Raw genomic sequence first — 23,820 nt, forward strand, 5'->3', positions numbered from 1 at the left:
CGGGGGTTCGCGTGCGTACCTATCGGGAAGACCGCGAGCCCAGGTACGGAGTAGTGACGTGAGGTGTGAGCGTGCAGGCAGCAGCACAGGCCGGCGAGGGCGAGGACTTCAAGGGCTGGTGCTGCTGGGCACCGTGCTGGTCCTGCTCCTCTTCGGCGGTGCGGGAGCGGCGTCGGCCCACGCGGCCCTACGGGCCACCGATCCCGAGGACGGAAGCGTCCTCAAGTCCGCCCCCCGGGACATCACCCTGACCTTCACCGAGTCCGTCGGCCTGCTCGACGACTCCTTCCGGGTGCTCGACCCCGACGGCAAGCGCCTGAAGGTCACGGACGCCGGACACGGGGCGGCCGGCTCGGACACGGCCCGTGTCTCGCTGCCCGCCAAACTCGCCCAGGGCACCTACACGGTGGCTTGGCGGGTCGTCTCGGCCGACAGCCACCCGGTTTCCGGCGCCTTCACCTTCTCGGTCGGCAAACCCTCCCCGGCCACCGTGATCATGGACACCGGCCCGACCGAGGACCCGGCCACCGAGAGCCTCTTCAACATGGGCCGCTACCTGGCCTACCTCGCCGTCGCCCTGCTCATCGGCACGGCCGTCTTCCTCCTCGCCTGCCGCCCGCCGGAGCCCTCCCGTCTGCGCCGGCTCCTGTGGGCGGGCTGGGGCACCCTGCTCGGCTCCACCGTGTTCCTGCTGGTGCTGCGGGCACCGTACGAGTCGGGGGCGGGCCCGGCCTCCGCCTTCTCGCTGAAGGCCTTCGAACGCACCCTGACCACCCGCCCGGGCGAGGCGCTCCTGGTCCGCCTGGCGCTGCTGCTCGTCGGGTACTTCTTCGTCGTACGACTGCTGCGGCTCGGGGAGTCGAGGCTGCCCCGCGCCTGGCAGGCGGCGGGCGGCGCGCTCGCCGTGGGTCTCGCGCTGACCTGGGCCTCCGCCGAGCACGCGTCCGCCGGAATCCAGGTGCCGGTGGCGATGACGTCCGCGGTGCTGCACGTCCTCGCGATGGCGGTCTGGCTGGGCGGCCTCGCGGCCCTGCTCACCACGCTGTACCGGGCGTCGTCGCAGATCCCGGCCGCCGTGGTCGCCCGTTTCTCGCGGCTGGCCTTCGCCTCCGTGACCGTCCTCGTCGCCACCGGCGTCTACCAGTCCTGGCGCGGCCTCGGCTCCTGGGACGCGGTCACCGGCACCACGTACGGCCATCTGCTCGTCTTCAAGCTGCTCGCGGTGACGGGGCTGCTGGGGGCGGCGCGGCTGTCGCGGCAGTGGACGGGACGGCTCGTGACGGCCGGGGCGCAGGTCGAGTCGGAGTCCGTCGTACGGGAGCGGGTGCCGGAGCCGGTGGGGGGACCTCCGGCCGCCTCCGACGCGGAGCGGGAGCCCGCCGCCCCCGGGGGAGACTCCCCGGCGTACCGGCGTGGCCTGCGCCGTTCCGTCCTCGCCGAAGTGGCCGTCGGTGTCGTCGTCCTGGTGCTCAGCACCGTGCTGAGCGGCACGCTGCCCGGCCGGGCGCAGGCCGAGGCGGCCGAGGCGGGCCCGGCCACCGGCGGACTGCCCGCCGCGTCCCTGACCGACGTCCCCTTCGCCGTGGGCGGCGCCACGGGCCGGGTGCAGATCACCCTCGACCCGGGCCGCACCGGCGACAACTCGGTCCAGGCCATCGTCTACGCGGCCGACGGAGGCCTCGCCGCGGTCCCCGAACTCCGGCTGTCCTTCACCCTCCCGGCCAAGGAGATCGGCCCGATCGACGCCGAACTGAAGGACAAGGGCGGCTACTGGGGCACGAACGACCTCACCCTGCCCCTCGCGGGCGAATGGCGGATGAAGACGACGATCAGGGTCTCCGACGTCGACCAGGTCAGCGTGACGAAGACGGTGCGGATCGTGGGCTGAGCAGGCCGGCCATGGTCTCGGCGGCCTGTACGGCGGCGGCTCCGCAGCAGTTGTTGAACAGGACGTGGAGCTCGTCCACCTGCTCGGCCAGGGCGTGCAACCGCGGTAACCACTCCGCGAGTTCGGCGCGCCCGTAGTCGTACCGGAAACGCTCCTCCTTGCTGCCGCGCCCCCAGGAGGCGCTGCGTCCGTGGAAGCGCACGACGGACAGCCGGGGTGCGGTGACGGGGGTGACCGGCGGCAGGGAGGTGGGCAGGTCCTGGCTCATGTCCACGGCCACGGCGGCGAAGCCGTACATGCTCAGCAGCGCACGGGTGAGGTCCCGCTGCCGCTCCCCCCACCAGGCCGGATGCCGGAACTCCACATGGACGGGCCATCCGGCGGTCCGCGCCGCGGTCTCCTCCAGGAACCGCTCCGCCCGCGCCCCCGGCCGAAACCACGGCGGGAACTGGAACAGCACCCCACCGAGCCGCCCGGCCTCTCGCAACGGCTCGATCCCGGCGGCGAACCGCGCCCACACCTCGTCAGGAGCCGCGTCCGCGAGGGCGGCCTGCTTCACCGGATGTCCCGTGAGCGGTGCGTACGCCTTCACGTCGAACACGAACCCCGCAGGCGTGCGCTCCACCCACAGACGGCTGTTGCGCTCGCTGGGCAGGGCGTAGAACGTGCCGTCCACCTCCACCACCGGGAACCGCTCGGCGTAGTACCGCAACCGCCCCTCGGCGTCCCGCCGGCCGGGCGGGTACCAACCGCTGCGGACGAGCGCGGGATCGGTCCAGGAGCAGGTGCCGACGAGGATGCTGGTCATGGGGAGTGGGTACCGATTTAGGGTTCGGCCATGACTTCCCAGGCGTATCTGTCGGAACTGTTCTCGCTGGACGGCCGTGTGGCGCTGGTGACCGGCGGGAGTTCGGGCATCGGCAGGGCGATCGCGGGGGCGCTGGCGCGGGCCGGGGCGAGCGTGGTGATCGTGGCCCGCAGCGAGCCGGAACTGACTGCGACGGTCGGCGAGTTGACGTCCAGTGGCTGCCGAGCGGGCTGGGTGAGCGGCGACGTGAGCACGAGGGAGGGTGTGCGTACGGCGGCGGAAGCGGCCGCCGGTGTGTTCGGTGAGCCGGACATCCTGGTCAACTCCGCCGGGATCAACCTGCGTCCGCCGATGACCGAGCTCACCGACGACGTGTGGGACACCACCCTGGCGGTCAACCTGGAGGCCCCCTACCTCCTGGGCCAGCGCTTCGGCCCCGGCATGGCCGAGCGCGGCTTCGGCCGGATCATCCACATCACCTCCCAGCAGGCCCACCGCGCCTTCGTCCAGAGCGGCGCCTACGGCGTCTCCAAGGGCGGCCTGGAGTCCCTGGCCCGCTCCCAGGCCGAGGCCTGGTCCCCGCACGGCGTCACCTGCAACACCCTCGTCCCCGGCTTCGTGCTGACCCCCCTCAACGCCCGTCTCGCCACCGACCCGGAGAAGGTCACGTCCCTGGCCGCCCGCACCATGACCGGCCGCAACGGCCTCCCCGAGGACTTCGCGGGCGCCGCGGTCTTCCTGGCGAGCGGGGCGTCGGGCTATGTCACGGGGCAGTCGATCTTTGTGGACGGGGGGTTGTCGGTGCACTGATCTCCCAGCGTCCCGGATCACCTCGCCGGTCCCAGTTCACGCCTGCGCCAGGCGCCGAGCAGTTCCTCGGGGCCGTAGACCGCCTGGAGCCCGGAACAGCTGATCCCGTTGAAGGAGACCGCCACGAGCGGTACGGGCTCGTCGAGTGCGCCGACGCCGGTGCCGATGGGGAGGGCATGGGCTACGTGTTCGCCTCGCCGACTGGCGGACCGCTGAGCCCGAACACCGGGGCGCGGGCGTACGTGACGGTCGTCTGCCAGATGCTCGGCACACGGCGGGCACAGTCCTCCTCTTGCTCGGTGTCCCCGATGTGATCGTGGACGCAGTCATGGGCTGGGAGCCGGGCGGCGCCGCGCGGATGCGGGCTCGCTCCATGCACGTGACCGGGCCGATGCTCCGCAAGGTCGCGGACCAGGTCGGCGAGAAGCTGTGGGGCTCCTCCGGAGCCGAATGAGACCAAAACTGAGACCACGCACGACGAAGGGCCCCACCTTGCGGTGGGGCCCTTCGACATCGTGCCCGGTGAGGCACTGGCGGAGGATACGAGATTCGAACTCGTGAGGGGTTGCCCCCAACACGCTTTCCAAGCGTGCGCCCTAGGCCTCTAGGCGAATCCTCCGCCGCAAACAATACAAGACGTTGAGGAGTGCTCGCGAACTCGTTCCCACCCGCTGCCATCGGGTACTGTTTGGGCAGCCCCTCACGCGGCGCTATCTGACTGAACTCCCCCAGGGCCGGAAGGCAGCAAGGGTAGGTCGGCTCTGGCGGGTGCGTGGGGGGCGCTTGCGTTCCCGGCGGAGCGCACGCGCGGGCCCGGGTGTCAGTGGGCGCCTATAACCTCGTATGCGTGTCGTCTCTCGCGTTGTACCGCCGCTATCGCCCGGAGTCCTTCGCCGAGGTCATCGGGCAGGAGCATGTCACCGACCCGCTGCAGCAGGCGCTGCGGAACAACCGGGTCAATCACGCGTACCTGTTCAGCGGTCCGCGCGGATGCGGCAAGACGACCAGCGCCCGCATCCTCGCCAGGTGCCTGAACTGCGCACAGGGGCCCACCCCCACCCCCTGCGGTGAGTGCCAGTCCTGCCAGGACCTCGCACGCAACGGCCCCGGTTCCATCGACGTCATCGAGATCGACGCCGCGTCCCACGGTGGTGTGGACGACGCCCGTGAGCTGCGCGAGAAGGCCTTCTTCGGGCCCGCGAGCAGTCGCTACAAGATCTACATCATCGACGAGGCCCACATGGTCACGTCGGCGGGGTTCAACGCGCTGCTGAAGGTCGTCGAGGAGCCCCCGGAGCACCTCAAGTTCATCTTCGCCACCACCGAGCCCGAGAAGGTCATCGGGACGATCCGGTCGCGAACCCATCACTACCCCTTCCGGCTCGTCCCGCCCGGCACCCTGCGGGAGTACCTCGGCGAGGTGTGCGGCAAGGAGAACATCCCCGTCGAGGACGGCGTGCTGCCCCTCGTCGTGCGGGCAGGCCAGGGCTCCGTGCGTGACTCCATGTCCGTCATGGACCAGCTGCTCGCCGGGGCCAAGGAGGAGGGTGTGACGTATGCCATGGCCACGTCCCTCCTCGGCTACACCGACGGCTCCCTTCTCGACTCCGTCGTCGAGGCCTTCGCCACCGGTGACGGTGCCGCCGCCTTCGAGGTCGTCGACCGCGTCATCGAGGGCGGCAACGACCCCCGCCGTTTCGTCACCGACCTGCTGGAGCGGCTGCGGGACCTGGTGATCCTCGCCGCCGTTCCCGACGCCGCCGAGAAGGGCCTCATCGACGCCCCCGCCGACGTCATCGAGCGCATGCAGGCCCAGGCCGGCACCTTCGGCGCGGCCGAGCTGAGCCGCGCCGCCGACCTCGTCAACCAAGGCCTGACCGAGATGCGCGGCGCCAACTCGCCCCGCCTCCAGCTGGAACTCATCTGCGCGCGCGTGCTGCTCCCCGCGGCCTATGGGGACGAGCGCTCGGTCATGGCCCGCCTCGACCGCATCGAGCGGGGCGTGAACTTCTCGGCCGGCGGCGCCCCCGCGATGGGGTACGTGCCGGGGCCGGAAGCCCATGGAGGGGCGGCCCTGGGCACCCCGGGAGTCCAGGGCGTCCCTGGTGCCTCGGGTGCCCCCGTCCCGCCACCGGCAGCGGTCCCGCCCGGTGGCGGCCCGGCCGCGGCGCGTGCGGCGGTCCGGGCCTCGGGCGCGGGCACGCCCAGCGGCGCAGCGCAGGGGGTCGGCGTCCCGGGTGGCGGCGGCCCGGCCGGAGCGGGTGGCACGGGCGGATTCCCCGGCGCTACGGCCGACTCGGCGCCGCCCGCCGACCCGTCCGCGCCCGCAGACCGGACCTCTGACTCGCCCGCCGGCCCGGCGCACGGTTCACCCACGGCCCAGCCCCCCGGTGCTCCCTCCGGCCAACCCTCCACCGCCTACCCGGACCAGCCTCAACCGCCCCACCAACAGCCCTCCGCCACACCGTCCCCGGCGGCTCCCGCTACCGCCCCCGGAGCCTGGCCCGCCGCCGCCCCCGTCGGCGGCGGCCGGCGTCCCGGTGGCTGGCCCACCGCGACCCCGGCGGGCGGTGGCGGCCAACCCCAGGCGCCCGCATCGCACCGGCCCGCGGCCGCCTCGGCACCGGCCCAGCCCGCGCCCACGGCCTCCGCACCCGGACCGGGCGCCTACGCCCCGCCGACCGGCGGCCCCGACCCCCGCCAGCTCTGGCCCAACATCCTGGAAGCCGTCAAGAACCGCCGCCGCTTCACGTGGATCCTGCTCAGCCAGAACGCCCACGTGGCCGGCTTCGACGGCACCACCCTCCAGCTCGGCTTCGTCAACGCGGGTGCCCGCGACAACTTCGCGACCAGCGGCAGCGAAGAGGTGCTGCGGCAGGCGCTGGCCGAGCAGTTCAGCGTCCAGTGGAAGATCGAGGCCGTCATCGACCCGTCGGGCGGTGGAGGGGCGCCCCCGGCATCCGGCGGCTTCAACGGCGGCGGGGGCTACGGCGGAGGCGGCAACACCGGCGGCGGCAACACCGGCGGCTACGGCACCGGAAGCACGGCAGGCTACGGCGCCCCGGGCCCCCAGGCCCCCTCCTCCCCCCAGCCGACACCCGCCCCGGCGGCCCGGTCCACGCCGACGCCGGCCCCCGCACCGGCCCCTGCCCCGCAGCGGTCCGCGCCGGAACCCCCGCCGGTCTCCATCGAGGACGACATCCCCGAGGACGACGACCCCGATCTCAACGAGGCCGCCCTCTCGGGTCGCGAACTGATCGTGCGCGAGCTCGGGGCGACCGTGGTGGAGGAGATCACCAACGAATAAGACGAACAAGGGGACGCCCGAGGGACGCGCGCGAGAGCTCATCCGGTCTCATCTGGGAGGAACCTACGACTCCCCTCCCTCCACCCCTTAGTAACCCCCCACAAAAACCCCGTTAGGCTGACCCCGTGAAGGTCCTCGTCATCGGTAACGGCGCCCGCGAACACGCCCTGTGCCGCTCCCTGTCCCTCGACCCCGACGTCAGTGCCCTGCACTGCGCCCCCGGCAACGCCGGCATCGCCGAGGTCGCCGAGCTGCACCCGGTCGACGCCCTCGACGGCGCGGCGGTGACCGCGCTCGCACAGCGACTCGGTGCCGACCTGGTCGTCGTAGGCCCGGAGGCCCCGCTCGTCGCGGGGGTCTCCGACGCCGTGCGCGAGGTGGGCATCCCCGTCTTCGGCCCGTCCGGGGAGGCCGCGCAGCTCGAGGGCTCGAAGGCCTTCGCCAAGGACGTCATGGCCGCGGCCGGAGTCCCGACCGCCCGCTCCTACGTCTGCACGACCCCCGAGGAGGTCGCCGAGGCACTCGACGCCTTCGGCGCCCCGTACGTCGTCAAGGACGACGGACTCGCCGCGGGCAAGGGCGTCGTCGTGACCAGCGACATCGAGGCCGCGGCAGCGCATGCCAACGCCTGCGACCGGGTCGTCATCGAGGAGTTCCTGGACGGCCCCGAGGTCTCCCTCTTCGCCATCACCGACGGCGACACCGTTCTGCCCCTCCAGCCGGCCCAGGACTTCAAGCGCGCCCTGGACGGCGACGAGGGCCCGAACACCGGCGGCATGGGCGCCTACTCCCCGTTGCCCTGGGCCGACCCCAAGCTGGTCGACGAGGTCATGCAGACGGTCCTGCAGCCGACGGTCGACGAGATGCGCCGCCGCGGCACCCCCTTCTCCGGTCTGCTCTACGCCGGTCTCGCGATCACTTCGCGAGGCGTGCGGGTCATCGAGTTCAACGCCCGCTTCGGCGACCCCGAGACCCAGGTCGTCCTGGCCCGCCTCGAGACCCCGCTGGCCGGCATCCTGCTCGCCGCGGCCACCAGCAACCTGGCCGACCTGGAGCCGCTGCGCTGGAGCGGGGACGCCGCGGTCACCGTGGTCGTCGCCTCGCACAACTACCCCGCCACCCCGCGCACCGGCGACCCGATCACCGGCCTCGACGAGGTGGCCGCCGAGGACGCCCCGCACGCGTACGTCCTGCACGCAGGCACCAAGCGGGACGGCGACACCGTCGTCAGCGCCGGCGGCCGCGTCCTGTCGGTCACGGCGTCCGGCAAGGACCTCACCGAGGCCCGCGAGCGCGCCTACCGGGCGGTGGCCCGCATCCGGCTCGACGGTTCCCAGCACCGGACGGACATCGCGGCCAAGGCGGCGTCCGGAGCCTGAGAAGCTCGAAAACCGGGGCGAAAACCCCGCTGCCGAACAACCCGACCGGCCCCGGATCCGTCTAAGGATTCGGGGCCTGATCTTTGCTGTACGTCATCCACCTCTCCCCAAAGCCATTCCATCGAGTGACCGGGGCCCCATACGGCTGACGGGGGCCCGGGGCCCAACTAGGGTGCGGCGCAAGCGGTCCGGCACTTGGCCCACCGGCATTGCGATGTCAGTGACGGGTGCCACAGTGGGGGAGTGAGCAACGCCAGGACAGCTGGGCATTCAGGACGGCAGGGAGGGGGCGAGGTCCGGTCATGACCGGTATCGGTGTCGAGGTAGCCGCGCAGGCCGCGCGCTCCCGTGCCCTCGCCGTGCTGCGCATCCGCAGCCGTGCGCTGGCCGTGGCGCTGTTGCCCGCGGCGGTGGCCGTGGTGCTGCTCGCCGGAGGGTCCACCAGTCATCTCGTGGGCGGGTTCTGGGACACCGCCCGCCTGGCCATGACCGTTCTCGGGGCCGTGGTGCTGCTCGCCGCCGGAGCAGTGGCTCTGGTCATCGCCCGCGCCCGCCCCGCCGTCAGTCCGACCGTCGCGATCGCCGAGGAGTCCGCGCCCGACCTGTACCGCATGGTGCGTGACCTCGCCGACCGCCTGGACGTCCCGGCCCCCTCCGCGATAGCGCTCACCCCGGACTGCGACAGCTGGCTGGAGGACCGCACCCACCCCGCCCACGGCCCGCCCCCGCAGGAGGGCCGGGACGACGAGATCGCGGGCGTCCGCGGCTCCCACCGCCGTGTCCCGGCCGCACCGGTGCTGGTCATCGGCTCGCCGTTCCTGTGGTGGATGCGCGTCGGCGAACTGCGGGCGGTCCTCGCACCGGTCGTCGCCGGTACGGGCCCTTCGGCGCACCCCGACATAGCGGCGGCCCGCCGTTTCGTGCGGGGTCTGGACGCGGCTGTGGCCGTCGGCTCCGTCCCGGGCCGCTGTCCGCTCACCCGTGTGATGTGCGCGGGTGTCGCCTGGGTGGCCCGCCTCCTCCTGCGCAGCTGCCGGGAGCACGCGACCCAGATGGAGCGCGGGGTCGCGGCCGCGGCCGCCGAGCGTGCACAGGCTGTGGACTACGGCCTCAGGATCGTGGCCCAGGAACAGGTGGGCCTGGCGTACGCGGGCTGGGACCGGCTGCTGACCCGGGTCGCGCTCCCCGCCTGGAGGATGGGCCGCTGGCCCTCCCGCCTGGACGCGGGCGTGGTGGCCGCCCTCACCGAGCTGTCCCGCCGCGACCGCCTGGCCGAGGGTTTCGCCTCCCGCCTGGGTGAGCGCCCCGCCTGTGACCTGCTCGAAGAGCCCGGCGCGATCGACGAGGCCACCTCCCTCCTCGCCGCCCGCCTCTTCCACGGCGGCCCCGCGGAGACCGGCCAGGACTGGTCCCCGGTGGACTGGCAGGAGTACCCGGAAGAGGTCGTGGACCGAAAGTGGCGCCTGGACGCTGCCCGCCTCCACCGAGTCCTGGACGCCCAGGGCGTGAGCCCCACGCCGGGAACCGCCCCGCCGGAAGCCCACGGCCCCACCCTCTCCCGAGTCCTGGCCCACCTGTCGGCTCCCGGGCACACCGGCCCCACTCCACACCCCCCGACAGCCAACCGACCCGCCACCTCGACACCCACGTCGTCACCCGCTCCCACCACGACGGCCGGCGGCGGACTGACCTCGACGGACGACCCCGGCGCCGTCGAGCAGGGTCCGGCGTCCAGTGAGACCGCAGCATCTCGGCGTGATCCCGCTTCCATGGACCGCGCGGCGATGGCCGGTGGATTGACTTCGGCGGCGGACGCCGGCGCCGTCGAGCAAGGGCGCGAGCAGGGGCCGGCTCGGGCAGACGCGGGCGGTCCGGCGTCCGGCGAGAGCGCAGCACCTCTGCGTGATCCCGCTTCCACAGACCTCACCTCGATTCCGCCGGCCGACGGCGTGGCGACGACCGGTCGACCCGCCTCCCCGGACGCCGCCGGAGGCGCGCAGCACGAATCGGCTCAGGCGGACGCCGCACCCGCGACCGCCGCCCCTGAACCGATCCGGCACGACCGGACTCCCGCCACCCCCGTACCGGCTCCACCGGACGGCGCCGTGACGCCGGACCAGGACCGTGAACCGCCTTCGGCTGAGGCCCTGGCGGCCGCACAGCACGACGCGCCTTCGGCTGAGGCCCTGGCGGCCGCACAGCACGACGCGCCCTCGGCTGACGCCCTCGCGGCCGCACAGCACAACCCGGTCCCGCAGGACGAGCCCGCGGTAGCCGACCGTGAGACAGCTGCCGCCCTCCAGGAGCCACCCGCAGCCCCTGACGAATGTGACGCGGGTGGCGAAGGTGCCGTAGGCGAAGGCGCAGACGGCGAAGCCGAGACCCTCGCCGCGGCGCTCACCGCCGAGCTCGCCCGTGAGGAAGCCGCCGCCCCGCAGTCCCGCAGCACGCCCGACATCACCCCCTGGGACGACACCGCCCTCCCCCTCTTCCCGCTCCAGCCGCCCCGCAGCGCCCGAGAACTCCTCACCGACCACGTCACCGCGATGGTCTGCTGCGCCGCGATCGACACCGCCGGCGCCGCCCCGGGCCTGGACTGGCTCGACGGCCCGTCCCTCCTCATCAACGGTGAACGCGCCGCGGACCTCACCCCCCGCGTCCTCAGCCTCGTGGAGGACGGCGACCCGGCCCCTCTGCGCGCATGGCTGGTCAAGTCGGGGATACGGCCCGAGAAGCCGGTCCGCCTCGTCTGACGGATCCGGAGTGCCCGCTTCCACTTTCGGCCAATTCGCAACGAATAGTGACAGTCTGGGTGCGGAATGTGATGTGCTGAGACCGATCGCGCACATGGCACGGGCCTGTGCCAGCACAAAGCGCCGGGCAGGACGAACAACGGGGGCACGAGGGAGGGGAGCGACCATGGGCCCAGGACCGGAGCACATCCGCCGCTGGGAGTCGGGAGCACTCGCGCACGCCGTGACGGACCCCTTCGGCCAGGGCCCCGTCCCCTGGCTGCGCGGCAGCGAGACGTACTTCGACGACACCGGCCAGGTGGTCCCGTGGTACGTCGAGACGGACCCCGCCCACACCCCGAAGGAGGGCGCCCCGCGCATCCCCTCCCCCCGCACCGCCCCCGGCGGCGGCCCCCGTTCCGCCGACGACGTCCGCCGTCAGATCAAGGGCTTCACCTCGACCGGCGCGGTCGCCCCGGGGGAGGCCGTCGACTTCCACATCACCGTCGACCCGCCGCAGGAGTTCAGCGTCGACATCTACCGCATCGGCCACTACGGCGGCGACGGCGCGGCGAAGATCACCACCAGCCCCCGCCTCTCCGGCATCGTCCAGCCCGCGCCGCTGACCGCGGACCGCACGGTCTCCTGCCACCACTGGTGGCTGTCCTGGCGGCTGCAGATCCCGTCCTACTGGAGCGTCGGCGCATACGTCGCCGTCCTCACGACCGCCGACGGCTACCGCTCACACATCCCCTTCACGGTCCGCGACAACCATCCCGCGGACTTACTTCTCCTCCTGCCCGACGTCACCTGGCAGGCGTACAACCTCTATCCCGAGGACGGCCACACCGGCGCCAGCCTCTACCACGCCTGGGACGAACAGGGCCGGCTCCTCGGCGAGGCCGACGCCGCGACCATGGTCTCCTTCGACCGGCCGTACGCGGGCGCGGGCCTGCCGATGCACGTCGGCCACGCCTACGACTTCATCCGCTTCGCCGAGCGCTACGGCTACGACCTGGCCTACGCCGACGCCCGCGACCTGCACGCCGGCCACCTCGACCCCACCCGGTACCGCGGCCTGGTCTTCCCCGGCCACGACGAGTACTGGTCGACGGCCATGCGCCGCACGGTCGAGCGGGCCCGCGACAGCGGCACCTCTCTCGTCTTCCTGTCCGCCAACACCATGTACTGGCAGGTCGAGTTGGGCCCCTCGCCGTCCGGTGTCCCCGACCGTCTGCTGACCTGCCGCAAACGCAGGGGACCGGGCAAGCCGGCGCTCTGGCGCGAGGTCGACCGCCCCGAACAGCAGGTGGTCGGCATCCAGTACGCGGGAAGGGTGCCCGAGCCCCACCCCCTGATCGTCCGCAACGCCGAGCACTGGCTGTGGGAGGCGACCGCTGCCCACGAGGGCGACGAACTCGCCGGCCTGGTCGCGGGCGAGGCCGACCGCTACTTCCCGCGCACCCCGCTGCCGGAGCACGACGACCGCATCCTGCTCGCCCACTCGCCGTACGCCGACAGCGAGGGCGCCCTCCGCCACCAGGAGACGTCCCTCTACCGCGCCCCCTCCGGCGCCCTGGTCTTCGCCGCCGGCACCTTCGCCTGGTCCCCGGCACTGGACCGCCCGGGCCACGTCGACACCCGCGTCCAGCGCGCCACCGCCAATCTCCTGGACCGCATCTGCAAGCGTGACTGAGTTCTCACCCAGCAGCACACCAGCAGCACACCCACAGCTCCCTCAGCGCACCCCACGTCCAAGGTCAGCGCCCCGTACGGGACAATCGACCCGTTGGACATACTCACGGGGAGGAACCGTGTCCGGATTCGTAGAAAAGCCCGAACCGCTCCAGGTTCCGGGCCTGGTGCACCTGCACACCGGCAAGGTGCGCGAGCTGTACCAGAACGAGGCGGGCGACCTCGTGATGGTCGCCAGTGACCGTATCTCCGCCTTCGACTGGGTGCTGCCGACCGAGATCCCCGACAAGGGCCGCGTCCTCACCCAGCTGTCTCTGTGGTGGTTCGACCAGATCGCCGACCTGCTGCCGAACCACGTCCTGAGCACAGCCGTACCGGAAGGCGCCCCCGCCGACTGGGCGGGCCGCACCCTGGTCTGCAAGTCGCTCCGGATGATCCCCGTGGAAGCCGTCGCCCGCGGCTATCTCACCGGCTCCGGACTGCTGGAGTACAACGAGTCCCGTACGGTCTGCGGTCTCGCCCTCCCCGAGGGCCTGGTCGACGGCAGCGAGCTCCCCGCCCCGATCTTCACCCCGGCCACCAAGGCCGCCGTCGGCGAGCACGACGAGAACGTCTCCTACGAGGAGGTCGCCCGCCAGGTCGGCGCCGACACCGCGGCCCAGCTGCGCCAGGCGACCCTCGCGGTGTACTCGCGCGGCCGGGACATCGCCCGGGACCGTGGGATCATCCTCGCGGACACCAAGTTCGAGTTCGGCTTCGACGGGGAGACCCTCGTCGTCGGGGACGAGGTCCTCACCCCGGACTCCTCCCGCTTCTGGCCGGCCGATCAGTGGGAGCCGGGGCACGCGCAGCCGTCGTACGACAAGCAGTTCGTGCGCGACTGGCTGACCTCGGCGGAGTCCGGCTGGGACAGGAAGAGCGAGCAGCCCCCGCCGCCGCTGCCGCAGGAGGTCGTGGACCGCACCCGCGCCAAGTACATCGAGGCGTACGAGCGTCTGACGGGCACGAGCTGGTCGTAACGGAAAAGCCCCCCGGCGAAAACCGGGGGGCTTTTCCATGGAGCGAACGACGAGGTTCGAACTCGCGACCTCAACCTTGGCAAGGTTGCGCTCTACCAACTGAGCTACGTTCGCATGCGCCGTGGCGCGAGAACCACTATACCCAACCTCGCTCGCGCGCGAGCCGCACGGCCGTGTGACGGTTCTCCGCGCCCAGCTTGGAGACGGCCGACGAGAGGTAGTTCCGTACGGTCCCCTGCGACAGCGCGGCCCGTTCGGCGATCTCCGCGACGGGCGCCCCGTCGGCGGCGAGTTCCAGTACCTCGGCCTCCCGCACGGTCAGGGGAGAGGCCCCGGCGGAGATCGCGTCGGCGGCCAACTCGGGGTCGACGTAGCGGTTTCCCTCGTGCACCGTGCGGATGATCTCCGCGAGCCGCTGCGCGCTCACGGTCTTCGGAACGAAGCCCCGCACACCGGCCTCGAGCGCCCGCTTGAGATGCCCGGGCCGCCCGTGACTGGTGACGATCAGCACCTTGCACGAGGGCAGTTCGGTCCGCAGGGATGTGGCGACCTTCACACCGTCCGCGCCGGGCATCTGGAGATCGAGTACGGCCACGTCGGGCTCGTGCGCCCGGGCCATCGCCAGCGCCTCGGGACCGGTCGCCGCCTCCGCGACGATCGCGAGGTCGTCCTCCAGGGAGAGCAGCGCGGCGAGAGCGCCCCGAATCAGATGCTCGTCATCAGCGAGCAACACCCGCACGCTCACGAGCCCATCCCCTCCCACACCACGTCCACGGTCACGAGCCCGCCTGTACGGTCACGGACCATCTCCTCCAACGCCACGCGCCGGTCACGAGCCCGCCTCCGACACATCACCCGTACGGTCACGGACCATCCCCTCGAACAACGCCACGCGCACGCTCACGAGCCCAGCCCCTCCAACGCCACGCGCCGGTCACGACCCCGCCTCCGACACATCACCCGTACGGTCACGGACCATCCCCTCCAACGCCACGCGCACGCTCACGAGCCCAGCCCCTCCAACGCCGCCCGCACGGTCACGAGCCCACCCCCTCCGACACCACCCGCCCAGTCACGAGGCCCCCTCCGTCGTCACCAGCGGCACCTCCGCCATCAGCCGGAACACGCCCTCGCGGACCGGTCCCGCCTCCAGCCTCCCGGTCACGGCCGCGAGCCGCTCCCGCAGTCCCGTGAGTCCGGACCCGCCGGGGCCCTGCGACCGCGACGCCCCGTCGTTCTCCACGGTCAGCACCACCCGCTCCCCCTCTCTCCGCAGAGCCACCACGCACAGCTTGGCGTCCCCGTGCCGCAGGACGTTCGTGGTCGCTTCCCGCACCACCCAGCCGAGCGCCGACTGCACCTCGGCGGGCAGCCCGTTCGGCTCCCCGGTGACCACGCAGGTGATGCCCGCGGCGGTCAACACCCCTTGCGCTCCCGTGAGTTCGATCCCGAGATCGGCCTCCCGGTATCCCCGTACGACATCCCGCACCTCGCGCTGCGTCTCACTCGCGATCCGCTGCACCTCGGTCATCTGGTCCATGGCCTCGGCCCGTCCCCGACGCGCCAGCTGCACGGCCAGTTCGCTCTTCAGCGCGATCACGGCCAGGTTCCGCCCCATCACGTCGTGCAGGTCCCGCCCGAACCGCAGCCGTTCCTCGGCGACGGCGAGCCGCGCCCGGGTCTCTCGGGCCGTGTCGAGTTCGTAGACGGCGTTCAGGAGCCAGACGGAGAAGACGGAGGTGAAGGCGAGGAACCCGGCGGCGACCAGCACCACCATGCCGGTGACCAGCGACTCCGGGACGGCGTAACCCAGGGGAAAGCCACCGAGGACGGCGCCCGCGGCGAAGCCGCCCACCAGCGCGAGCACCCGCCGTCGCCTGCGGACGCCGAGCGCACCGATACCGGCCGCGAAGGTCAGCACGCCCACGAAGACCGCGCCCGCCGCCCTGTTCAGACCATCGTCGTCCGGACCCCGCTCGGCGATGCCGATCACCGCGACGGAGATGACGAGCGTGACCGCCGCGAGCACCCACAGCGTCCGCACCGGCTGCTCGCGCCGCCCCCGCGTCCAGTCGAGCGCCCGCGACGCGGTCACCGCACACACCACGGCATGCGCGCACACCAGCAGCACCAGCCAGACCGCGAGCTGCCCCGTCACCTGCCCGAAGACCGGCAGGCCGATCGAGGCGACGTAGATCAGCGCGAAGAAGTGGAACGACCAGCGCGTGTACGTCTCCACCTTCGCCGGCGTGCTCTTCCGCCGCCACCAGCCCCCTGCCTCGCGCATGCTCTCCCCGTACGTCAGCGCCTCGGCTCCCACCGGAACCACCGCTGTACAGCAAACACGGCCAGCACCGTCCAGGCCACCGCGGTCCCGATGGCGCCCAGGGCATCGTGCGCCGAGAGCGTGCCCGCCCAGCCGCCGCGGATCAAGGTGATCACGGGGGACAGCGGCAGCAGCTCGCACACCGACGCGAACCTGTCGGGCAGCATTTCCAGGGGCACGGCGACGCCCGAGAGGACCATCGAGATCATCACGAACGGCAGCGTGGTGACCTGCGCGCTCTCCACGGTCCGGGTCACGGCCGCCGTCACGGCCGCGAGCGCGACGCACAGCACCAGACCCAGCAGCAGTCCCAGAGCGGCGAGATGGGGCGCGCGCGGTGCGGGCACGTCGAGCAGGGCCGTGCTCGCGGCCACCAGCACCAGGGACTGTGTGAGCCCGGTCGCGCCGATCGGCAGCGCGGTGCCGCAGAGGATCTCGACGTCCCGCAGCTCCCCGGTGCGCAGCCGCTTGAGCACCAGTTCCTCGCGTCGGGAGGTGTAGATCCCGACGAGGGCGCCGTACACACCGAACAACAGGGCGAAGCCGACCGCGGCCGGCAGCAGCACCAGGCCGACGCTCAGCCCGGCCTCCTCGACGTCCATGTCGTCCACGACGGACCGCAGGCTGAACGGCAGCGCGAGCGGCACCAGCACGGCCGCGACGAGCGTGGCCTTGCTGCGTCCGAGCAGCGTGAACTCGGCGCGGGCGAGGGCGCCCAGCCTGCTTACGGGAGTGCTGGGAGTGGTGACCGTGCTCATACCGAGACCTCCTCGCGCGCCGCGATCCCCAGGAACGCCTCCTCCAGCGAGGCCGACCGCACATCGAGCCGCCGCAGTTCGACCCCGGCCCTGTCGGCCCACACCAGCAGTCCGGTGGCCGTCCGCTGCAACTCCCGCGTCCGCAGCCGTACGACGCCGCCGTCGATCTCGTGCCCGCTCACGCCCAGCTCCCCGAGCGGTGGCAGATCTCCCACGAAGTACCCCTCCGGCAGCTCGAACGAGATCCGCGCCGGCTGGGCGGCGGTCACCTCGGCAGGTGTCCCCGTGGCCGCGATCCGCCCCTCGTGGAGGATCGCCAGCCGGTCGGCGAGATCCTCGGCCTCCTCCAGATAGTGCGTGGTGAGCAGCACGGTCGTTCCCCGGTCCCGCAGTGCCCGCACCAACTCCCAGGTGTCCCGGCGCCCTTCGGCGTCGAGGCCGGTCGTCGGCTCGTCGAGGAACAGCACCTCGGGGTCGCCGAGCAGCGCGAGCGCCAGGTCGAGGCGCCGCCGCTCGCCTCCCGACAACTGCTTGACCCGTACACCGGTCCGCCGCGCGAGCCCGACGAGTTCCAGTACCTCCAGCGGCGGCCGGGCCCCGCTGACGCAGCCCGCCCACATCCGCGCGGTCTCGTCGACGGTCAGCTCGGACGGGAAGCCGCCCTCCTGGAGCATCACGCCGGTACGCGGGCGTACGGCGGCCCGCTCGGCGTACGGATCATGGCCCAGGACGCGGATCCGTCCGTCGGTCGGCCGGGCGAGCCCCTCGAGGAGTTCGACGGTGGAGGTCTTGCCGGCTCCGTTGGTGCCGAGCAGGGCGAAGACCTCTCCGCGGTCCACGGCGAAGCTGATCCCGCGCACGGCCTCGAACCCGCCCCCGTACACACGCCGCAGGCCGGTGACCTCAATCACGTGTTCGTGTTCGTCGGTGTTCATGAAGCCAGCGTCCCGGCGGACCGGATGCCACAGCAGTGCGCGCTGTCACCACTCCGTATGACAAATGTCAGACGGTGCACCGGACATGAAAAAGACCCCGGTCGCGATGACCGGGGTCTTCTTCATGGAGCGGACGACCAGGTTCGAACTGGCGACCTCAACCTTGGCAAGGTTGCGCTCTACCAACTGAGCTACGTCCGCATTGCCTCCGACCGGCTCTCACCGATCGGCGCGAGCATCATCCTACCCGATCCACCAGAGTGGTCCGGACGGTGATGCAGAGCGGGTGACAGGAATTGCACACTGCGCCTTCCCCCTGGAAGGGGGATGTTCTACTACTGAACTACACCCGCGTGTACTCCGTGAGCTGGGCCTTTCGGCCTCGCCCCTCGGCGTGCTCCAGACTCTAGCTGACCAGGTGGGGTGCAACGCAAGTCGGTTGGTCCGAGGGGCGGGTGACCCGGTGTCGGCAGGCCCTACTGGGCCTCGGTGAACGCCTCGTAGACCTTCTTGGGGATCCGTCCGCGGGCGGGGACGTCCATCTTGTTGGCCTGGGCCCAGGCCCGGACCGCCGCCGGGTCGGGAGCGACCTCGGTCTGCCGGTACGCCTTGCCGGACCTGGACCGCTTGCGGCCGGCCTCCACGTAGGGCTCGAGTGCCTTACGCAGTTTCTTGGCATTGGCTTGATTCAGGTCGATCTCGTACGACTTGCCGTCGAGTCCGAAGGCGATCGTTTCCGCCGCTTCCGAGCCGTCGATGTCGTCAAAGAGAGTGACCACGACCTTCTGCGCCACGAATATCGGTCCCTTCGTGCGGCACGCTGTCAATTCATTTGTACAGTGCCCGACAATGCATTGTGAAGCTCGACTAAATCCTTCCGCGTGTCCGAGCGCAATAGGTATCGGGTGTCGATCTGAGATCTTTCCGGGAAATTTTCACGGACGTCCGCCTCCATGCCGTGTCGTGATGGCCGTCACGTAGATTCCTCCAACTCAACGCGCGTAGAAATTTTGTGCGGGTAGTCTGAAGGAACCTGCTCAGCACCACACCACCGGGAGTGCCAGTGGCACGCGTCGTAGTCGACGTCATGCTCAAGCCGGAGATCCTCGACCCCCAGGGCCAGGCGGTGCAGCGTGCACTGCCGCGACTGGGTTTCGACGGCATCTCCGACGTACGTCAGGGAAAGCGATTCGAACTGGAAGTTGACGGACCGGTCGACGAGGCCGCGCTCGCCCGCATCCACGATCTTGCGGAATCCTTCCTCGCCAACACCGTGATCGAGGACTTCACCGTCAAGGTGGAGGAAGTCGCGGAGGCCGCGAAGTGACCGCTCGTATTGGCGTCGTCACTTTCCCCGGCAGCCTCGACGACCGGGACACCCAGCGCGCGATCCGCCTCGCGGGCGCCGAACCGGTCGCTCTCTGGCACAAGGACAAGGACCTCCACCAGGTCGACGCCGTGGTGCTGTGCGGCGGTTTCTCCTACGGCGACTATCTGCGTGCCGGTGCCATCGCGCGCTTCTCGCCGGTGATGGAGCCCCTCATCGAGCAGGCGAAGGCCGGCCTCCCGGTCCTCGGCATCTGCAACGGCTTCCAGATCCTCACCGAGGCCCACCTCCTCCCGGGCGGGATGCTCGGCAACGACCACCTCCACTTCATCTGCCGCGACCAGAAGCTGCGGGTGGAGAACGCGGACACCGCCTGGACGACCGACTACTCGGCCGGCCAGGAGATCAACATCCCGCTGAAGAACATGGACGGCCGGTACGTCGCCGACGAGTACACCCTCGACAAGCTGGAGGGAGAGGGCCGGGTCGCGTTCCGGTACCTCGACTTCAACCCGAACGGCTCGCTGCGGGACATCGCCGGCATCACCAACGAGGCGGGCAACGTCGTAGGCCTGATGCCGCACCCGGAGCACGCCGTGGAGCCGCTCATCGGCACCGGCCGCACCGACGGCCTCCCCTTCTTCACCTCGATCCTCAAGAAGCTGGTCAACGCATGAGCCGGACGCCTCTGGACACGGTCGAGCACGCGGCCGCGACCCCCGACGTCGAGCTGCCCTGGGCCGAACTCGGCCTGAAGAAGGACGAGTACGAGCGGGTCGTGGAGATCCTCGGCCGCCGGCCCACCGGTGCCGAGCTCGCCATGTACTCGGTCATGTGGTCCGAGCACTGCTCGTACAAGTCGTCGAAGGTGCACCTGCGCCAGTTCGGCGAGAAGGCCCCGCAGTCCGACGCCCTGCTCGTCGGCATCGGCGAGAACGCGGGCGTCGTGGACGTCGGCCAGGGTTACGCCGTGACCTTCAAGGTCGAGTCGCACAACCACCCCTCCTACGTCGAGCCCTACCAGGGCGCGGCCACGGGTGTCGGCGGCATCGTCCGCGACATCATCGCGATGGGTGCGCGGCCGGTGGCCGTGGTCGACCCCCTGCGCTTCGGCGCTGCCGACCACCCGGACACCAAGCGCGTGCTCCCCGGCGTCGTCGCCGGCATCGGCGGTTACGGCAACTGCCTGGGCCTGCCGAACATCGGCGGCGAGGTCGTCTTCGACGCCTGCTACCAGGGCAACCCGCTGGTCAACGCCGGTGCCATCGGCGTCATGCGGCACGAGGACATCCACCTCGCGAAGGCCTCCGGCGCGGGGAACAAGGTCATCCTGTACGGGGCCCGGACCGGCGGTGACGGCATCGGCGGCGCCTCGATCCTGGCGTCCGAGACCTTCGACGACGCCAAGCCGTCGAAGCGCCCCGCCGTGCAGGTCGGCGACCCCTTCCAGGAGAAGCTCCTCATCGAGTGCACCCTGGAGGCCTTCCAGGAGAAGCTGGTCGTCGGCATCCAGGACCTGGGCGCGGCCGGTCTTTCATGTGCCACCTCCGAGCTCGCCTCCAACGGCTCCGGCGGCATGCGCGTGACGCTGGACGACGTACCGTTGCGCGACTCGACCCTCTCGCCCGAGGAAATCCTCATGAGCGAGTCGCAGGAACGCATGTGCGCGGTCGTGGAGCCGGAGAAGGTCGACCGGTTCCTGGAGATCTGCGACAAGTGGGACGTCATCGCCACCGTCATCGGTGAGGTCACCGACGGCGACCGGCTGGAGATCTACTGGCACGGCGGCAAGATCGTCGACGTCGACCCGCGCACGGTCGCGCACGACGGCCCGGTCTACGAGCGCCCGTACGCCCGCCCGTCCTGGCAGGACGAGCTCCAGGCGGACGACGCGAACAAGCTGCCGCGGCCGGCGTCGAGCGAGGAGCTGAAGGACCAGGTCCTGAAGCTGGTGTCCTCCCCGAACCAGGCCTCCAAGAAGTGGATCACCTCGCAGTACGACCACTTCGTGCAGGGCAACACCGTGCTGGCCCAGCCGGAGGACTCCGGCATGATCCGCATCGACGAGTCGACGGGTCTGGGCGTGGCGATCGCGACGGACGGCAACGGCCGTTACGCGAAGCTGGACCCGTACACCGGCGCGCAGCTGGCGCTGGCGGAGGCGTACCGCAACGTGGCGACGACCGGCGCCAAGCCGCTCGCCGTCTCGGACTGCCTGAACTTCGGCTCCCCCGAGGACCCGGCCGTGATGTGGCAGTTCGCGGAGGCGATCCGTGGACTGGCCGACGGCTGCCTGCAGTTGGGCACGCCGGTCACGGGCGGCAACGTGTCCTTGTACAACCAGACGGGCGAGGTCGCCATCCACCCGACCCCCGTGGTCGCGGTCCTGGGTGTCATCGACGACGTCGCCCGCCGCACGCCGGCCGCCTTCCAGGAGGAGGGCCAGCTGCTCTACCTCCTCGGCGACACCCGTGAGGAGTTCGGCGGCTCGGCCTGGTCCCAGGTGATCCACGACCACCTCGGCGGCCTGCCCCCGAAGGTCGACCTGGAGCGCGAGCGCCTGCTCGCCGAGATCCTGATCTCCGCTTCCCGGGACGGCATGATCGACTCCGCGCACGACCTGTCCGACGGCGGCCTGATCCAGGCGGTCGTCGAGTCGGCGCTGCTCGGCGGCAAGGGTGCGCGCCTGATCGTCCCGGATGGTCTGGACGCCTTCACCCTCCTCTTCTCCGAGTCGGCGGGCCGCGCGGTCGTCGCCGTACCGCGCTCGGAGGAACTCCGCTTCAACGACATGTGCGGTGCGCGGGGCCTGCCGGTCACCCGCATCGGAGTCGTGGACGGGGACACCGTCGAGCTCCAGGGCGAGTTCGCACTGCCCCTGGAGGAGCTGCGCCGGGCGCACGAGGACACGATCCCGGCCCTGCTCAAGTAGGCCGTGACCGTACGACCCCGAAGGCCCCGCCCGTCGTCGTGACGGGCGGGGCCTTCGTCACGCCGCCACCGGCTCGCGCGCGAACCGGAAGTGCCGGGCTCGGCGGGGGCCTTGGGCAGCCGGATCGCCGGCAGGGCGGCCAGGGCCATCGGTCCGGCGCCGCTCCGGAACACCACGCCCGCCCGAACCCGACGATCACCCTTCCCTCCCCCTGCCCCTTCCCCGCCGACTAGGCTCACCGCCATGCCCACGGCCAGGAAGCGCGCCCGCGCCTACGACCCCGCCAAGATCCGCACGGCCGTCCAGGCCCAGCTCGGGAACGTACGGGAGGCCGTACGCACGCTGACCCCCGAGCAACTGGCGCTGCGGACGCGGCTGGGGGAGTGGACCGTACGGGAGCTGGTCGCGCACATCGGGATGGCGGTCACGGCCGTCCACCGGTCCCTGGACCGGCCCGCGCCCGCCCGGCAGGACGCCGTGCTGCTCGACTGGCCGTTCGCCACGTCCGCCAGCTCCGCGGCCATCGCCGACTTCACCCGGGGGCTGGCCCAGCAGCACCCCGACCTCGACGCGTACCTCACCGACGTCGACCGGACCCTGACCGAGCTGCTGGACACCCACCCCGGCACGCGGCTCCTGGAGACCAACGCCGGGGCGCTGCCGCTCGCCGACTACCTGGTCACCCGCACCGTCGAACTCGTCGTCCACACCGACGACCTGAGCGCCGCCGTCCCCGGCCTCGACATCCCCTACGACCGTCAGGCCCTCGCCGCCTGCACCCGCCTCCTCGCCGACGCCCTCGCCGCGAAGGCGCCCGGCGGTTCGACCGAGGTGCGGGTGCCGCCGTACGCCGTCGTGCAGTGCGTCGAGGGGCCGAAGCACACCCGGGGCACCCCGCCGAACGTCGTCGAGACCGACCCGCTGACCTGGATCCGGCTCGCCACCGGGCGGCTGACCTGGAAGGACGCGCTCCACGCGGCCGAGGTCAGCGCGAGCGGGGAGCGGGCGGACCTGGGCGGACTGCTCCCGCTGATGAGCTGAACCCTTCGCGGGGCTCGTGCGTCAAAGAGTCATGAAGCGGACGACATACGCCAAGTACGCGGCCGCAGCCCTGGCCGGGACCACCGTCCTGGCCGCCTGTGGCACGGAGACCGTGGGGACCAGGACCGAGGACGTCTCCACCATCGCGGACACCTCCTGGGTGCCCCGGAAGGTCACCGTCGACGGCAAGGACTACGTCCTGCCCGAGAAAGGTGCTCGGAGGAAGGCTCACATCGCCTTCGAGCCCGGCGCCTCCGAACCGGACGTCGGCGGCGGGAAGTCCGGTGGTTCCGTGGGCTGCAACAGCATTGGCGCCGATGTGGACATCCAGGGCGACACCGTGAAGGTCTCCGACCTCGCCATGACACTCATCGGCTGCCCAGGAGCGGTGGGGAGGTTCGAGGAGAAGTTCGTCGACGTCTTCGACAACGACCTCAAGGCCGAGCTGAAGGGGCCGTCAGGTGCCAGGACTCTCACCCTGACCAGCCCGCAGAACGACACCATCACCCTGCGCGAGAAGAAGGCCCCGGCCCTGAAGGGCACGCGCTGGTCTCTCGGCGAGAACGCCTACCTCACCCTCACCAGGAACAACACCGTCACCGGCAGCCTCGGCTGCAACACCTTCCACGGCAGGGCCACCGTCAAGGACGGCACCATCGCGTTCGGGCGCCTCGCGACCACGCGCATGATGTGTTCGGGCCCGGTGATGAAGACCGAGCGCGAGCTCGCCGGAATCCTCTCCGGCAAGGTCTCCTACCAGCAGGAACAGGATTCCCTGAAGATCACCGGCGCTTCCGGCGAGAGCGTTACGGCCCACGCGGAGTAAGAAAGCCCACTCTCCGCGAATTCGGACCAGTGGTCGA

Annotated in this window: 19 protein-coding genes, 4 tRNA genes and 1 other RNA gene; 14 read left to right on the forward strand and 10 right to left on the reverse strand. The window is 71.5% G+C overall.

The genetic code is table 11. From position 1 onward, the window contains the following. The first annotated feature begins 118 nt into the window (after positions 1 to 118). A complete protein-coding gene (locus tag OG841_RS24425) occupies positions 119 to 1,888 on the forward strand; it encodes a copper resistance CopC/CopD family protein (RefSeq protein ID WP_371566861.1) in 1,770 nt (589 codons plus the stop codon). Here OG841_RS24425 and OG841_RS24430 read toward each other — a convergent pair. Then, positions 1,854 to 2,696 carry a DUF72 domain-containing protein gene (locus tag OG841_RS24430; protein WP_371566862.1) on the reverse strand — a complete coding sequence of 281 codons (843 nt, stop codon included), beginning with the start codon at positions 2,694 to 2,696 and terminating at the stop codon, positions 1,854 to 1,856. The two genes, OG841_RS24425 and OG841_RS24430, sit on opposite strands and share 35 nt — an antisense overlap. Before the next feature lie 30 nt (positions 2,697 to 2,726). Between OG841_RS24430 and OG841_RS24435 the strand changes: the two genes are divergently transcribed. Together OG841_RS24435 and OG841_RS24440 are read left to right on the forward strand one after the other, a co-directional pair. Beyond that, complete coding sequence (locus tag OG841_RS24435; RefSeq protein ID WP_371566863.1) at positions 2,727 to 3,506, forward strand: SDR family NAD(P)-dependent oxidoreductase; 780 nt, start codon at positions 2,727 to 2,729, stop codon at positions 3,504 to 3,506. A gap of 292 nt (positions 3,507 to 3,798) precedes the next feature. Then, on the forward strand, positions 3,799 to 3,960 hold the full coding sequence (locus OG841_RS24440; RefSeq protein ID WP_371566864.1) for a hypothetical protein: 162 nt from the start codon (positions 3,799 to 3,801) through the stop codon (positions 3,958 to 3,960). A gap of 77 nt (positions 3,961 to 4,037) precedes the next feature. Here the strand turns inward: OG841_RS24440 and OG841_RS24445 are convergent. Further along, positions 4,038 to 4,125, reverse strand: a tRNA-Ser gene (locus tag OG841_RS24445). A 72-nt stretch (positions 4,126 to 4,197) separates the two neighbouring features. Here OG841_RS24445 and ffs point away from each other — a divergent pair. The 6 genes from ffs to OG841_RS24475 all read left to right on the forward strand — a co-directional run bounded on the left by ffs (position 4,198) and on the right by OG841_RS24475 (position 13,638). Beyond that, positions 4,198 to 4,296: signal recognition particle sRNA small type (ffs, locus tag OG841_RS24450), an RNA gene on the forward strand. Positions 4,297 to 4,353: 57 nt separating this feature from the next. Then, positions 4,354 to 6,813, forward strand: a complete 2,460-nt coding sequence (locus tag OG841_RS24455; protein WP_371566865.1) for a DNA polymerase III subunit gamma and tau — start codon at positions 4,354 to 4,356, stop codon at positions 6,811 to 6,813. A 125-nt stretch (positions 6,814 to 6,938) separates the two neighbouring features. Beyond that, positions 6,939 to 8,192 carry a phosphoribosylamine--glycine ligase gene (gene purD / locus OG841_RS24460; RefSeq protein ID WP_328639521.1) on the forward strand — a complete coding sequence of 418 codons (1,254 nt, stop codon included), beginning with the start codon at positions 6,939 to 6,941 and terminating at the stop codon, positions 8,190 to 8,192. A 302-nt stretch (positions 8,193 to 8,494) separates the two neighbouring features. Then, a complete protein-coding gene (locus OG841_RS24465; RefSeq protein WP_371566866.1) occupies positions 8,495 to 10,945 on the forward strand; it encodes a hypothetical protein in 2,451 nt (816 codons plus the stop codon). Between the two features lie 166 nt (positions 10,946 to 11,111). Beyond that, entirely contained in the window at positions 11,112 to 12,620 is a 1,509-nt protein-coding gene (locus OG841_RS24470; protein WP_328639519.1) for a N,N-dimethylformamidase beta subunit family domain-containing protein, read from the forward strand. Positions 12,621 to 12,738: 118 nt separating this feature from the next. Continuing rightward, entirely contained in the window at positions 12,739 to 13,638 is a 900-nt protein-coding gene (locus tag OG841_RS24475) for a phosphoribosylaminoimidazolesuccinocarboxamide synthase (RefSeq protein WP_371566867.1), read from the forward strand. Between the two features lie 38 nt (positions 13,639 to 13,676). Here OG841_RS24475 and OG841_RS24480 read toward each other — a convergent pair. From OG841_RS24480 to OG841_RS24515, 8 genes are all read right to left on the reverse strand, one after another. Further along, a tRNA-Gly gene (locus tag OG841_RS24480) sits at positions 13,677 to 13,752 on the reverse strand. Between the two features lie 22 nt (positions 13,753 to 13,774). Continuing rightward, entirely contained in the window at positions 13,775 to 14,383 is a 609-nt protein-coding gene (locus OG841_RS24485; RefSeq protein WP_328639517.1) for a response regulator transcription factor, read from the reverse strand. 327 nt (positions 14,384 to 14,710) lie between these two features. Next, positions 14,711 to 15,925: a sensor histidine kinase gene (locus OG841_RS24490; protein WP_328639516.1), complete on the reverse strand. Its 1,215-nt coding sequence runs from the start codon at positions 15,923 to 15,925 to the stop codon at positions 14,711 to 14,713. Between the two features lie 14 nt (positions 15,926 to 15,939). After that, a complete protein-coding gene (locus tag OG841_RS24495; RefSeq protein WP_328639515.1) occupies positions 15,940 to 16,722 on the reverse strand; it encodes an ABC transporter permease in 783 nt (260 codons plus the stop codon). Continuing rightward, complete coding sequence (locus OG841_RS24500; protein ID WP_328639514.1) at positions 16,719 to 17,657, reverse strand: ABC transporter ATP-binding protein; 939 nt, start codon at positions 17,655 to 17,657, stop codon at positions 16,719 to 16,721. Before OG841_RS24500 ends, OG841_RS24495 begins: the two co-directional genes overlap by 4 nt. A 125-nt stretch (positions 17,658 to 17,782) precedes the next feature. After that, positions 17,783 to 17,858 (reverse strand) — tRNA-Gly (locus tag OG841_RS24505). An 80-nt stretch (positions 17,859 to 17,938) separates the two neighbouring features. Continuing rightward, positions 17,939 to 18,010, reverse strand: a tRNA-Gly gene (locus OG841_RS24510). Positions 18,011 to 18,133: 123 nt separating this feature from the next. Beyond that, positions 18,134 to 18,451 carry a histone-like nucleoid-structuring protein Lsr2 gene (locus tag OG841_RS24515; RefSeq protein WP_328639513.1) on the reverse strand — a complete coding sequence of 106 codons (318 nt, stop codon included), beginning with the start codon at positions 18,449 to 18,451 and terminating at the stop codon, positions 18,134 to 18,136. Between the two features lie 269 nt (positions 18,452 to 18,720). Here OG841_RS24515 and purS point away from each other — a divergent pair, with 269 nt between their 5' ends. The 5 genes from purS to OG841_RS24540 all read left to right on the forward strand — a co-directional run bounded on the left by purS (position 18,721) and on the right by OG841_RS24540 (position 23,783). Next, on the forward strand, positions 18,721 to 18,984 hold the full coding sequence (gene purS, locus OG841_RS24520) for a phosphoribosylformylglycinamidine synthase subunit PurS (protein WP_007383088.1): 264 nt from the start codon (positions 18,721 to 18,723) through the stop codon (positions 18,982 to 18,984). Continuing rightward, entirely contained in the window at positions 18,981 to 19,661 is a 681-nt protein-coding gene (gene purQ / locus OG841_RS24525; protein WP_062041424.1) for a phosphoribosylformylglycinamidine synthase subunit PurQ, read from the forward strand. The genes purS and purQ overlap by 4 nt, the downstream gene beginning before the upstream one ends. Further along, entirely contained in the window at positions 19,658 to 21,916 is a 2,259-nt protein-coding gene (gene purL, locus OG841_RS24530) for a phosphoribosylformylglycinamidine synthase subunit PurL (protein ID WP_328639512.1), read from the forward strand. The genes purQ and purL overlap by 4 nt, the downstream gene beginning before the upstream one ends. 243 nt (positions 21,917 to 22,159) lie before the next feature. Then, complete coding sequence (locus OG841_RS24535; protein ID WP_371566868.1) at positions 22,160 to 22,957, forward strand: maleylpyruvate isomerase family mycothiol-dependent enzyme; 798 nt, start codon at positions 22,160 to 22,162, stop codon at positions 22,955 to 22,957. Between the two features lie 31 nt (positions 22,958 to 22,988). Next, the gene (locus OG841_RS24540; protein ID WP_371566869.1) at positions 22,989 to 23,783 is read left to right on the forward strand and encodes an META domain-containing protein; all 795 of its coding nucleotides are present in this window, start codon (positions 22,989 to 22,991) and stop codon (positions 23,781 to 23,783) included. The last annotated feature ends 37 nt before the right edge of the window (positions 23,784 to 23,820 follow it).

This window comes from Streptomyces canus (assembly GCF_041435015.1).
GTDB lineage: Bacteria > Actinomycetota > Actinomycetes > Streptomycetales > Streptomycetaceae > Streptomyces > Streptomyces canus_G.